Here is a 13,830-nt window from a genome sequence, read left to right on the forward strand (position 1 = left end):
CGTCAAATATAATTGCAGCGAATAAATAAAATATACACATACTATTGCAGCTTGCAACTATAAAAGTAAAGCCCGGACGATGGTCTGGGCTTTACTTTTATATGCAGCTATGTATTGCCATTAAATTCCTATTGCATATTCCTGTCTAAAATTTAAATCCAAAAGAAGCATACAGCATATTGCCATCGTAAGAATGAGCCAGGCTGGCAGTGAGAACGAACATATCTATAGGTGCGAAATAAATACCACCACCGTAGCCATCGTGCCATACGTGCGACACTTGGTCTTTTACCCACACGCGCCCCACGTCGTTAAAGCCGATAAGCCCTACGGAACCGGGGAGAATATAATTGCGGAAGTCGAAGAGTTTCAGACGAAACTCTGAATTATTATACGCCAGGGCGCGACCTGCAAAACGATCGTTGCGGTAACCGCGCATATTATTATTGCCACTCAGGGTGAGGGCCTGGAAATATTCGTAATCGCCCCACAAAACCCCGCCGCCAAAGCGGGTCACGAAGGTAAGGCGGCCCGGCACACGGGTGCTGGCATAAAAGGTGATATCGGAACGAAGTACGGCAGTGTTCAGGGTAGATGCATTCCAGCCATGACGGCCCTGCAGCGTAGTAACCCAGTTAACCCCTTTGGTGGGAAGTATTTCTTTGTCGCGGGTATCTATTTGGAAATGACCGGCCAATCCTACATAATTTTTGCTTTTATACACTCGGCCAGAATCCAGTCCATTCTGTGCAAAGTCGGTAATGAAGCGATTGTTGTTATCATCTTTATCAAACTCATAATGCTCTAACAGCGGTCCATATCCCAAATGTATATGGGGGCTCAGGTCATTGCGTAGCAGGGTGTTCAGTGAATAGAAGCTGTAGCGGCTTCGGTAGTAATAGATCTTGCGCCCATCGGATTTATCGAACACTGTTTCATTGCCGTATCCGAAGAAGTTTTGCACGTTATTCGGTGCCTTAGCGCGGCCATCTATTTCCAGGTCGGTGCGGCCTATCACGTCGGTAAAAACACCGTTATAATGGAAATTCCAGGCACGGGTAGCCAAGGAGTGGGTGGCCGTAACGGTTTGTTTGGTAGCGAAGGGGCTTTTACGGAAGCCCTGCGTAACAAACTGATACCCTAGTCCCAGCGAAACACCATCATCATAATTATAGCCTGCGGCCAGCATAGGCATGGCCCTGTTGTACTTAAACGCCAGGCGGTCGTAACGGATCACTTCAGGGCGGTTGCTTAGTTTCTTCCTTTCGCTGTGATGAATATCGAAGCTATCGTTGCGCTGGGCCAGGTCATAGATCAATACTTTTTTACCGGTACGTTGAAGAGCGCTATCGATATAAGTGTCTTTATCCTTACCGCCAATAATGCGGATACGGATGGGCGTTTTATCATCACCGCTCAGCACAAAACGGTCTTCGCCTCCCAGTCCATACAGGCGTACTTCTTTGGTGATGGCCGGATCAAATACGCGGGAGTACAGGTTTTGCTGTACTTCATCGTTCTTGCTGATCTTAAAAGCGTTTACCGACAGTTTACCCTCGGGCAAACGTTTTACCAGGAACAGTTCTTTTTTCTGGGAGCCGATCACGTCCACACCTTTGGAGATAAAACGGTAATATTTATCCGTAGCCGCTTCCAGCTTGCTCCTGCGGGAAACCAGTTTATCGTAGATATGCTGGCCTTCTAACTGCTGAATAGTGTCGGGCATAGCGGATATGGCGTAGTGCAATACACTATCAGTCATCGCAGCAACAAAAGTGTTGGTGGCTTTTTTCCAGTCTTTTTCATCCAGCTCATTTAGTTGGGCGCGATCTATGTGCGCTTCGCTGGTATTAAATCCTTTGATATTAGGGAAGTAAGTACGGAAGCCCTGTATGCGGGGCATTAAATAAGGCCTGGCTACTAAACGCGGTATCAGCCCTTCATTCACATAAAAAGCCTGATCGCGGTCGCGTGGAATGGGGTACCACTCTTTGCGGCCATCGTCTTTTTTCTTGGAATACCAGCGCCATTGGTCGTCGTGGCGATCCCAATCGGCGATATACATATCCAAGACTCTCACTTTCAACAGCGCTTTTTGGTTCACCTGGTCGTCATTGTCCTTATAAATTTTATTGAGCATGTCGCCGGTATTAATGGTTTTGCCAGCTTTTATCGGTTCTCTTTCTTCCAGGAGGTATACATCGTTGGCCATTTCCCGGTATACGCCCAGGGCGGTATCGTCTGGCAAGTATACGAAGCGGGGGTTGGCATGGGGCACGCCGGCGGCTTCCGCCATGCGGGCTATCACTACCGGCGCGTAGGGCATGGCGCTAGACATGTTATCCTGCACGATGTCTTTGGCAAAGGTTTCCCGCAATGCTGGCGGGATGGCCGTTGCGGGGTATTTTTTCAGCGAGCGAAGCACCCATTCATCGCCCTTTTTATCTTCCAGGCGCAGGGAATAGGTTTGCATACCGCCACCGCGTTTCAGGGGGCTTAGGCCCAGGTCCTGCAGGTGGGCCACCGGAAAATTTACCGGGGCGGCCCAGGTGGTACGGTAGTTTTCGCCAAACCAGAATCGATGTGCCTTGCTCACTTTATTATACTGCACATCAATAGGCATTGTAAAAAAAGGCTTTGTTACTGGCACTGGCGTGGGCAATGCCTCCCTGCCTCCCTGCCCGTTGTATTTAAAAAGATCCTTTGCAAAAACTGGTGTCTGCATATTCTCAACCGCAAAGTAGCGTACCCGCATGGTACTATCTTTCATATATTCCAGCATGGCGAAACCATTTTCATTGCTGGCAAACAAACTACCGGGGCCTTTGCGCACCCGGTTTTCCTTTGCACCCGCGCCACTTACGATGTAATAGTTTTTTTTGTCTTCGATATATTGCAGGGTGTGATCATGTCCGGAAACAAAGATTACTGGCCCGTGATCGCTGAGTACCCTTTCAATTCCCTGTACCATTGCCTGGTAGTTAGGATTGGGCAAATCTTCCAGCGTACCAAATACGCCGCGTGCCAGTGGGTAAATAGAGCCAATAATAGGCAGCGGAATGTACAACCCAGGCTTCAGGTCTGTAAGCGGAAAGAGGTGTTGTTTAAAAGTATAATTGCCGCCATGCGGGCCATAACTGCGAAAGGGGTGGTGAGCGGCAAAGATGATGATCTTGCTGGGATTACGTTTGGCAATGTCTGCCACCGCGGCCAATACTTCATTTTTGCTCTTGCAGTCGCAATCAGATGTTTCGTTTGGCTTATCGTAGGGAAACAGCCACCACTCGCTATCGAAAAGCAGCAGCAAAATATCTTTTCCAATAGGTATGGGTACAGGACCGGGGCAGCCATCCTTGGGATAGAACGACACGTTGGCCAGGCCTAGCGAATCGATATATCGCTGTTGGTTTTTAATGGTATTCCAGCCATCGGGTTTAGACCGTTTCCAGTCGTGGTTGCCCGGTATAAAAATGGCCTGTGATTGGGTGCCTTTCACCAGGCTTACCTGGTAATCGAGGATGGCGCGGGCGCTGGGAAAATTGGGCGACGACTCGTCCGGCAGGCCAAGGGGGTATACATTATCGCCGAGGTACACCACCGTATTGTGGGGATTACTAAAATCCACCATTCCTTTCAAGGCGTCTATCACGGGATGATGCCCATTTTTTAGCTCACCGGCGTCGCCAATGAGGATGATGCGTTGCTGCACACTATCGCCCGGCGCCTGCGCCCTGGCGATGCACATACCGGCCACCATGCCCCATACACACATCGCGAACTTAAATCCTCCCATGTTATTTCTTTATTGGCTTGTAGACTAATTTCATAATATTGGCACTGCTCTGCTGTCCGCTCTCGTTGGATATATACATGTCGCCATTTGGTGCAAAGGCTAGTCCCTCTGGCTGGTTGTAAATGGTATGCCGCAGGGGGTACACTTCCTCTATTTTACCATCCAGGCTGGCTATGATCAGCAGGTGGTTTACGGATGCCAGGATATACAGTCGTTTTTCAATGGGATGAATGGCTGCTGCGGAGGGCCGGATGCGTTTGATGTCTTCCTTCACTTTATCCTGCACCGCTTTGCCGTCTAAGCTATATACGGGTTTTTTGTCGTACTGTAAGGTAGCCATATCAAACTGGTAGGCCGATGAGCGCTGCAGGTGTTTATCCTCTATACAGTTTTTGCACAATACCACAATATGATTGGTGCGGGGATCATAATAAGCCGCTTCAAACTCATGCTGGCCGGCCTGTTCTGCCGGAAATTCGTAGGCCATGGAGCTGGTACTGTCGGTAAACATATCTTTTACTACATACAGGCTGCCGTCGCTTTTGAGCACCACCCAGTCTTTACCCGTGAACAACACATCTTCATAATCGCCGCTTTTCGCAAACTTCCAATGCTGATAGCGCTTATCTGCACGGATGTCCATCATATAAAGCCGGCCCTCTTCATCGTTCTCCCCGATAAAGTGTTGTTCATCTTGATAGAAAACGAGGCCAGATATTTCCTGCATGGATTCCCGCACCCGGAAGCGTTGCGGATGTGCAAGATCGTAAGTGGCAGGCGAAGGATCCGTATTTTGCTCCTCTTCCCCATTATTATGACAACTACTCAGTAACAACAGTGAGAGGACTACAGTCAGGAGGTAACGCATAAACGGTTTTATCCAGTAAATTTATATTAAAATTGCCGTAAATTGCTAGCATCAGTATTGTCTAATTCATTCATATGGAAGCAGAAATCATCATCAGCGCGGCTAAGCAGTATGTTACCAGGGAGTATACGGAGCATCCGCATCCTACGTTGGTGTACCATAACCTTATGCACACCCAGCAAGTGGTGAAGATGGCTGCACAATTGGCTGCACACTACCATCTGTCTGATGAAGAGATGATGATTGTAATGGTGGCTGCATGGTTTCATGATATTGGGTATCTGTATGGGGAAGGCAAGGGCCATGAGAACCGCAGCGCGGATATTGCCCGTACTTTCCTGGCAAAAAATGAGTTGCCAGAGCACATTCAACAACAGGTAGCTGGTTGCATACAGGCTACGCAAATTCCACAAAATCCTACTACCCTGCTGGAACAAATTGTTTGTGATGCAGACCTGGCGCACCTGGGCAGTAAGGATTTTAAAGACCGAAATAAATTGCTCCGCCACGAAATAGCCCTGGTATTTAACAAGGATATCTCTGGAGAAGAATGGACAGCAGGTTCTATCGCTTTCCTCGAATCACACACTTATCATACGGCATATGCCAACGCCCTGCTGCGTCCTGCCAAAGAGGAAAACTTGCAAAAACTCAGGGATAAGCTGGCGAACAAACTGGCCAAACACGAAAAAGAACAGCCCGTAACTTTGGAGGAAGTGACAGCTGGTAAGGCCGGTAAGGCCAAAGAGGGGAAAAAAGATAAAAAAGAAGCAACTGCAGGCAAGCAAAAAGAGAAGGCCGCCAAACCCGACCGGGGCGTGGAAACCATGTTTCGCACCACCAGCACCAATCATATCCGCCTCAGCTCCATGGCCGACAGTAAGGCGCATATCATGATCTCGGTAAATTCTATCATCATTTCTATACTGCTCAGCGTATTGTTCCGCAAGCTGGACGACTATCCGAACCTGGTGATACCTGGCCTTATTTTCCTGGCCACCAGCGTTACGACCATCGTATTTTCCGTACTGGCCACCCGCCCTAATGTAAACTCGGGCACTTTCAGTAAAGACGATATTGAAAACCAGCGCACCAACCTGCTTTTCTTCGGCAATTTCCATAAAATGCCCCTGGAAGACTACCAGTGGGGCATGACACAGATGATGAATAACAGCGAATATTTGTATGGCAGCATGATCAAGGATATTTATTACCTGGGCGTAGTGCTGGGTAAAAAATACCGCCTGTTGCATAATGCATATAACGTATTTATGTTTGGCCTCATCCTCTCGGTACTGGCTTTTATTGTGGCCGCCATCTTCTTTCCCGTAAGACAATAGCCATCACTGCTCACCGCGCTTATCAACGATCTTACAGCAATGGACGCATTACCTGTTACACCAGCACCTTACCCGCTTTTTAGCCGCGATGGTAGTTGGTTAACTTTTAACGAACGCATACTGAACCTGGCAGCAGATCCCCGCGTGCCATTGTACGAGCGCATTCGTTTCCTGTCTATCTATTCTTCCAACCTCGATGAGTTTTTCCGGGTACGCATTCCCGCGCTCATGGCGGTGAACAAGGTACTGCACACAGCCCCCGTGATCGATGAAACGCTTACGCCCGGTACGCTGGATGATATTTTACAGCAGGTGAGCGTACAGCAGGAGGCCTATGGCCACATCCTCACTACCCAACTGTTGCCGGCTTTGAATAAGGAAGGGGTACACGTGTACTACAAAGAGGAGCTATTGCCCGTGCATCTAGAATTTATCCGCAACTATTTCCGCACCCGCGTGCTGTCGTATTTGCAGCCGGTATGGTTGCAGGGCAAGGCCGCCAGGCAGGTATTCCTGGAAAACAATGCCCTCTACCTGGCCGTGGCGCTGGCCAGCGGTGAGGAAGAAGAGTTTGCGATTGTAAACATCCCCGCAGTGCTGCCCCGCTTCCTGGAATTACCCAACACCGGAAACATGCACCATATTGTGCTGCTGGACGATGTTATCCGGCAGCATATGTCTTACCTTTTCCCTCAATACCGTATTACCGGCTGCTATAGCATTAAGATTACCCGCGATGCAGAAATTGATCTTGACGAATTGAAAGGCGATATTCTGGAACAAATAGAAAGCGGAGTAAAGAAACGCGCCCTCGGTGTACCCACCCGTTTTTTGTACGATGCTGCTATGCCTTTGTACTTAAAGGAAATGCTGGCCGTTTTCTTTGCGCTACAGGAGGAGGAAATGATGCCTGGCGGGCGTTATCACAACCTAAAAGACCTGGCAGACCTGCCCACCCCGGTGAAAAAACCCTCCTTCTTTTATAATAAGCTGCCGCCGGTACGGGTGCCCCGATTGGATCAGGAGGAACATATCCTGGACAGCATATTGCAACGCGACATCCTCTTGCATACCCCTTATCAGCAATACGATTATATCCTGCGCTTTTTCAACGAAGCCGCTGTAGACCCTGACGTGGAAGAAATTTATGTAACCTTTTACCGCATTGCCGCAGCCTCGCAGATCGCCAATGCCCTCATCAGCGCTGCGCGCAATGGCAAACAGGTGGTGGCCTTTGTGGAGCTGAAAGCCCGCTTCGACGAGACGAATAATATAAACTGGGCCAAGCAGCTCAAAGCCGCTGGGGTGAAGCTGGTATACAGCATACCCGGCATGAAGGTACATGCCAAGGTAGGCCTGGTAAAACGCCGCCGTGGCTGGAAAACAGACTATATCGGCCTGCTTTCCACAGGCAATTTGAATGAAACTACCGCCCGCTTTTACGCCGATCATATCCTGCTCACCGCCCACAACGGCATGACCCAGGAAATGGAACTGCTTTTTATTTACCTGCAAAGCCGCAAGCAGCCCGCCGAATACAAATTCCTCGATTTTAAATACCTGCTGGTGGCCCGGTTTAATTTAACCCACCGCTTCACCGCGCTGATAGACCGTGAAATAGCCCATGCTAAAGCCGGCCGGCCCGCTCACATAACGGTGAAGGTGAATAACCTCCAGGAAAAGGCCATGATCTATAAACTGTACGAGGCCAGCGAGGCCGGTGTGCAGGTAGACCTTCTGGTACGCAGCATTTGCTGCCTGGTACCCGACCAGCCCTGCAGTGCCAACATTCGCGTGCGCCGCCTGGTAGATCGCTACCTGGAACACGCCAGGGTATTTGTTTTCCATAACAATGGGCAGGAAGATGTTTTCCTTGGTTCAGCAGACTGGATGGTGCGCAACCTCCACCGCCGCATAGAAGTGTGTTTCCCGGTGTTTAGCCTGGCGTTTAAAAAACAGCTGATCGATATACTGGCATTGCAAGTGGCAGATAACACCAATGCCGTGCGCCTGGATGCTCAATTGCACAACCTACCCATCCTACCGCTGCCCGGCCAACCTGCTGTTAACGCACAAACGGCCATTTACGCTTATACGGAAGGCCTTTCACTGTGATCCTGATTTATTAACTTAGTGATATGAAACCGTTCCTCCTTCTTTGCACCGCCCTGCTATGTAGCCTGGCCACTGCCCAAGCGCAGTCTAACGCTTATGATCATATTTACGACCCAACTGCCAATGCAGCCGAAGACCTTAAAAAAGTATATGCCGAAGCCAGCGCCGCCCATAAAAATGTGCTGGTGCAAGTAGGTGGCAACTGGTGTATCTGGTGCAAACGCTTTTACAAGCTCACCACCGAAGATACCACCCTGAGCCGCACCGTAAATGCTAACTATATCGTGTATCACCTGAACTACAGCAAAGAGCAAAAAAACCTGCCTTTGCTAGCGCAGTTTGGCTACCCGCAGCGGTTTGGCTTCCCGGTGTTGCTGGTGCTGGATGCCAAAGGCAACCGCCTGCACACCCAGAATACAGGCTTGCTGGAAGAAGCAGATGGCTACAGCTCCAAGAAGGTGTTAGAAATGTTGAAGCAATGGTCGCCCGCAGCGCTAAACCCTAAGAATTACGTGAACGAATAAACGCAATGTCCTCTTCTTCCGGCATATTCCATCAAACTAAAATTGAGGCCTTTCTGCGTTTTGTACGCAGCCCTTTCAAGGCGTTCTTTTACTTTGCGGCGAAATTGCCGGCAGCCTGGCTGGCGGGTGTGCGCGTGCAGGCACTCAGTACGGAGGAATGTACCACCAGCGTACCCTTTCGCTGGCTGTCTCAAAACCCTTTCCGCTCTACTTACTTTGCCTGCCTGGCCATGGCCGGGGAGCTAAGTAACGGCCTGCTGGCCATGCTGTATGTGCAGGCAGCCCCCCGCCGCGTATCTATGCTGGTGGTGCATGTAGCGGCCACCTTTCACAAAAAGGCCGTGTCCAGAACCACTTTTCATTGTGCCGACGGACAGCGTATAGCCGATGCCATTGCGCAAACCATCTCCACCGGCCAGCCGGTAACCCTGGTTACCCAGGCCGAAGGGCACAGCGACAATGGTACGCCCATTGCAAGTTTTATCATCACCTGGTCGTTTAAGGCGGCTGCTCCATAACTCCACTTTTTTTACAATCGCACTTTATGAAAATCGCATTTCATGGCGCCGCGCGCACTGTTACCGGGTCCAAACATATTATTACGTTGGACAACGGCAAAAAAATATTACTGGACTGTGGCTTGTTCCAGGGCATGGGCACCGACACCGACCGGCTGAATGAAACACTGGGATTTGATCCTGGCGGCATTACATACATGTTGCTTTCGCACGCCCACATTGATCATACCGGACTTATTCCCCGCCTGTCTAAACTTGGCTACCAGGGCCCCATCTACTGCACCGCCGCCACCCGCGATCTCACGGAGGTATTGCTCCAGGACTCCGCCGAAATACAAAACGACGATATTAAGTACGAGAACAAAAAGCGCCACCAGCAAAACCTTCCACCACTGGAACCTTTGTACACGGTAGACGATGCCCTGCATGTTCTTAAACAGTTGCAACCCGTAGACTACAACACCTGGACCCGCATAGACCCCGATGTGGAAGTTTTATACACCGACGCAGGTCATATTATCGGCAGCGCCTGTGTACATATCCGCATCACTGAAAAAGGAGTTACCCGCCAGCTTACTTTTAGTGGCGATGTAGGCCGTTATGGAGACCTGATCCTCAAATCTCCGGAAACCTTTCCACAGGCAGATTTTATCGTGATGGAATCTACCTATGGCAGCACCCTGCACGAAGCCGCCAAACCTTCTGATGAAGCGTTGCTGCGCTACATCCACGAAACCTGCATATCGAATAAAGGCAAACTCATTATCCCTGCCTTTAGTGTAGGCCGCACTCAGGAACTTCTATACGTCTTGAACACGGCCCAACTGGCTGGTAAACTGCCGGCAGTAGACATCTTTGTAGACAGCCCCCTATCGCTGGAAACTACGGAAGTGGTGATCCGCCATCCGGAATGTTTTAATGACACCTTACAGCAGGTACTGCGCACAGATACAAATCCATTTGACTTCCCCGGCCTGCATTACATCCGCACCGTGGAAGCCTCCAAGCAACTGAATTTCCGCACAGCACCCTGTGTTATCATCTCCGCCAGCGGGATGGCGGAAGCAGGCCGTGTTAAACATCATATTGCCAACAACATCCTGAACCCACAAAACATGATCCTGCTGGTAGGCTACTGCGAGCCGGACTCCCTGGGCGGACGCCTGATGCGCGGTGCTAAACAAGTACACATATACGGCACCCGCTACGATGTAAATGCCCGCATAGGCTCCATCCGCTCCATGAGCGCCCATGGCGATTACCAGGACCTGGGCCATTGGCTGGCCGGCCAGGTCCCCGATAAAGTACAAAAGCTTTTTCTGGTGCATGGAGAATATGAAGTGCAACAAATCTTCCGCGAATGGTTACTTAAAAAAGGCTTCAAAGACATCCAGATTCCCGCGCAACACACGGAGGTAGACTTGGGGTAAAAAAGACGGTAGTTTTATTCCTCCATAGGTATCCAAATATTTACCTGCGTACCCAAATTATCGCCCGTTGGGCTTTTCAGGTCAAGGATTTCGAATGAGGCCTCTACATTAAAACGGCTGTTGTACAAGGAAAGCCGGTCGCGGGTTATTTGCAGCCCCCGGGAGTGGTGTGTTTCTCCGCCCTGTTGTTTAATGGCGGCAGAGCGCTCCCGGCCTATGCCATTGTCTTGGATAATACACAACAGGTGCTTGTCTTTTTTCTCGAAGTTGATACGCAATATGCCCATCTCTTTTTTATGCAGCAGGCCATGCCAAATAGCATTTTCCACAAAAGGTTGCAAGATCATAGAAGGAATTTCTATAAAATCCGGATCCAGTGCTGGTGAGATGGAAATACTGTACTGGAATTGGTCGGCAAAGCGCAGTTTTTCCAGTTCCATATAATTTTCCAACATCTTCAATTCTTTGGAGAGCGGCAAGGTATTAAGCTGCGAATGATCTAACACATCACGGATAAGCCGCGCAAAACGTCCCAGGTATGCCAGCGCCTGCTCCATCTGGTTTTTCATCATGAAAAGCTGGATAGAGTTCAGCGCATTGAAAATAAAATGCGGGTTCATCTGCGCACGCAGCGCCTTCATTTCTGATTGGGATATCTGCTGCTGGAACTCGGCTCTACGTTTGGCCTGCTTTTGTACACGGTGAATACGGTAACGCATAAACGAAAATATAACTCCCACTACCGCCATTCCGCACAGCGCCCTGAACCACCACGTTTGCCAAAAGGCGGGGTGGATATAAATTTTCAGCATTGTAACGTGATCCGAATAAGTGCCCGCGGTATTAGACGCCTTCACTTTGAACGTGTACATACCTGGTGAAAGGTTGGTATAACGCGCGGTGGGAACCTGGTTATTTTCCGACCAGTTTTCATCCAGCCCTTCCAGCTTATAGGCATAGCGTAGCCGCGCACGGTTATAGTGAATACTGCGGAAACTAATGTTAATGGAATTTTGCCGGGCCGTGAGCGGTACCGGCTTATCTTCCAGTAAATCTGCCTCAAAAAGAATAGTACTATCCAACGCCCGCAAACCGGTGATGGTAACATCTGGCGGCGGTGGCGCCGGTTGCAGCATGGCCGGCAGCAGGCTTACCACGAAATTGGAGGCACCCACCAGCAAATGCCCATCCTGCAAAGGCAAAATGCGGCGACGGGTACGACGGTTATTGTCGATGATGTCATCATTCTGCTGATACATTTCTAATTGGTTCTCTGCCCAGCGATAGGTATAAAAACCATAAGGCGTCGTAAGCCATACCCCGTTACCATGGCGCTGCATATGCAGCACCCATTCCTCAAAAACATGACCGCCTGTTTTTACCTGCTGCCATACATCGCGGCGGGTATTGTACATAAACAGACCATGGTCTGTGCCGGCCAGTAGCGAGGAATCGCTGGTACGGTACAGGCATAATACGTTATTGACCACATTACTATCCGCCCCTTTAAATAACACACTGCGTACCCTGCCTGCCCTTGCCTTGTCCCACAGCACCAGCCCTCCGTCATTGGTGGCCAGCCACAAATAATGGCTGCCTTCCGGCACAATGTCCAGCACCGATAGCGGTCCTTTAAACTGATCGTTCAACTGGTGGTAATTATAAAACTGCTGCTGTTGCGGATTCCAAAGGCCCAGGCCTTTTTTATACAGGCCTATCCACACAGCGGTATCGCTTTCAGGGTATATGTTTAGCAGCGCCTGGTCGTCAAATACACGGGGATGGTAGTGGGCATCAAAAGAATGGGTGAGTGGATTATATACCGATAGCTCACCATTCTCCTGCCCCATTAACACCTTTCCCTGGAAAGCCGCCAGGCTCCAGACTTTGCTGGCATGATTGGGTAAGTCTTTTTCCGGGTGCAAACCATACACCATTTGCTGCAAGAGGTTCATGCCCGCATCCAGGCGTCGTACGCCCTGGCCCCAGTAGGCCAGGTATATATCACCCGTAGGTGTTTGCAGCATATCGGTAACCTCACTTTGTGGTAACCGCAACGTAGTATGCGGAAATACCGTACGCTCGCTCCAGGCCTGGAGCCCCGGCGTTTGCAAGCCCAGTACGCTAATGCCACGATCAGTACCTATCCAGCGTTGCCCATCACTGGTGCTAAAAAAACAATTGATCTCGTTGTCGTAATACAGCCCCTGTTCAGATTCGTTATTACCAGTTATCCGCAGGGTGGCCTCCAGGGTGTGGGCCGGTATGCCGAACATACCTGCCTGGGTAGCCAGCCATACCGTGCCGGCATTGTCCTCCATCACATCAAAGGCGCGCAGGTTGGCCCCTCTACCCCCGTTCATCTCCGGCGCATGGAGCAGCACGGAGTCTAATTGTTTGCGATGCAGATCGTAACAATACACCATATTATTGCGGGATGCAATCCATAACCGCTGGTGGCGGTCTATATAAAATTTGCGCACACTATTGTTCAGGTGCAGCACCGGTAAATGTTCCGGATTATACTGCGCGCTGTATAGCTGGTGGCGTACATGATCCAGCACATAAATACCATGCGAACCGCTCAGCCAGAGGTTGCCTGCCGTATCTTCCAACATCGCGCTATTCATCTGTCGGCGCACGCTTTCGGGTATCATAGGCGCAGGCTCCATCACGTCTTTAGCGGCGTTGTAGCGTAATAATCCTTCTTCGCTGGTGGCCCAGATTAAACCTTTGCTATCGCAGAGAAGTTGCTCGCATTGCAACTCTCGGCTGCTAGTAGGATTAAAATGCAGGGGTACCACTTTTACCTGCCCCGTTACAGGATCATATCGGCGAATATTTTGAGGAGTGCCTATCCAGATACGGTTATGGTGGTCTTCCATCAAGCAGATATCGTCATAAAACACCGAGCCTGGCAGGTGGTCGAATTCAGCTATGGTGTTAAAATTATTGCCGTCGAACCGTTGTAAAGCGGTGCTAGCTATCCACAGGAATCCTTTGCTGTCCTGCAAAATGCTGGACACATGATTACCCGCCAGTCCCTGCTGAATATTCAGGTGCAGGAAAGCATAGGTAGGCGGCTGGGCATGCAGGCCGCCAGCGCTATACAGTAAGCCAATAAGAAATAAATAATGAAGGAGGCTTCTCAAATGCATAAGTGGATGTAGTATCCTCAAATTATAAAATGTCTTTAATATCTTGTGCTTATTCTCTTTAACGGAAACAAGAAAACCAGCTTT

8 protein-coding genes are annotated in these 13,830 nt (G+C 49.8%); 5 read left to right on the forward strand and 3 right to left on the reverse strand.

Annotated elements, in window-relative coordinates:
- Positions 1-145 precede the first annotated feature (145 nt).
- Complete coding sequence (locus GA0116948_RS14730; protein WP_089713592.1) at positions 146-3,793, reverse strand: metallophosphoesterase; 3,648 nt, start codon at positions 3,791-3,793, stop codon at positions 146-148.
- Position 3,794: 1 nt separating this feature from the next.
- Complete coding sequence (locus tag GA0116948_RS14735; RefSeq protein WP_089713594.1) at positions 3,795-4,661, reverse strand: SdiA-regulated domain-containing protein; 867 nt, start codon at positions 4,659-4,661, stop codon at positions 3,795-3,797.
- Positions 4,662-4,735: 74 nt separating this feature from the next.
- Here GA0116948_RS14735 and GA0116948_RS14740 point away from each other — a divergent pair, with 74 nt between their 5' ends.
- Genes GA0116948_RS14740 through GA0116948_RS14760 form a run of 5 tightly spaced genes read left to right on the forward strand, consistent with a single transcriptional unit; the run spans position 4,736 to position 10,588 of the window.
- Positions 4,736-6,001, forward strand: coding sequence for a Pycsar system effector family protein (locus tag GA0116948_RS14740; RefSeq protein WP_089713595.1), 1,266 nt, complete (start codon positions 4,736-4,738; stop codon positions 5,999-6,001).
- A gap of 39 nt (positions 6,002-6,040) precedes the next feature.
- On the forward strand, positions 6,041-8,116 hold the full coding sequence (gene ppk1 / locus GA0116948_RS14745; RefSeq protein ID WP_089713598.1) for a polyphosphate kinase 1: 2,076 nt from the start codon (positions 6,041-6,043) through the stop codon (positions 8,114-8,116).
- A gap of 23 nt (positions 8,117-8,139) precedes the next feature.
- Positions 8,140-8,640 carry a thioredoxin family protein gene (locus tag GA0116948_RS14750; protein WP_089713600.1) on the forward strand — a complete coding sequence of 167 codons (501 nt, stop codon included), beginning with the start codon at positions 8,140-8,142 and terminating at the stop codon, positions 8,638-8,640.
- A gap of 5 nt (positions 8,641-8,645) precedes the next feature.
- Positions 8,646-9,158 (forward strand): DUF4442 domain-containing protein, encoded by a 513-nt coding sequence (locus GA0116948_RS14755; protein WP_108675050.1) that lies wholly within the window; start codon positions 8,646-8,648, stop codon positions 9,156-9,158.
- 26 nt (positions 9,159-9,184) lie between these two features.
- Complete coding sequence (locus GA0116948_RS14760; RefSeq protein WP_089713602.1) at positions 9,185-10,588, forward strand: MBL fold metallo-hydrolase RNA specificity domain-containing protein; 1,404 nt, start codon at positions 9,185-9,187, stop codon at positions 10,586-10,588.
- Between the two features lie 14 nt (positions 10,589-10,602).
- Here GA0116948_RS14760 and GA0116948_RS14765 read toward each other — a convergent pair whose 3' ends face one another.
- Positions 10,603-13,746 carry a sensor histidine kinase gene (locus tag GA0116948_RS14765; RefSeq protein ID WP_089713603.1) on the reverse strand — a complete coding sequence of 1,048 codons (3,144 nt, stop codon included), beginning with the start codon at positions 13,744-13,746 and terminating at the stop codon, positions 10,603-10,605.
- Between the last annotated feature and the right edge of the window lie 84 nt (positions 13,747-13,830).

Origin of the sequence: Chitinophaga costaii, assembly GCF_900094705.1 — a bacterium.
GTDB classification, from domain to species: domain Bacteria; phylum Bacteroidota; class Bacteroidia; order Chitinophagales; family Chitinophagaceae; genus Chitinophaga; species Chitinophaga costaii.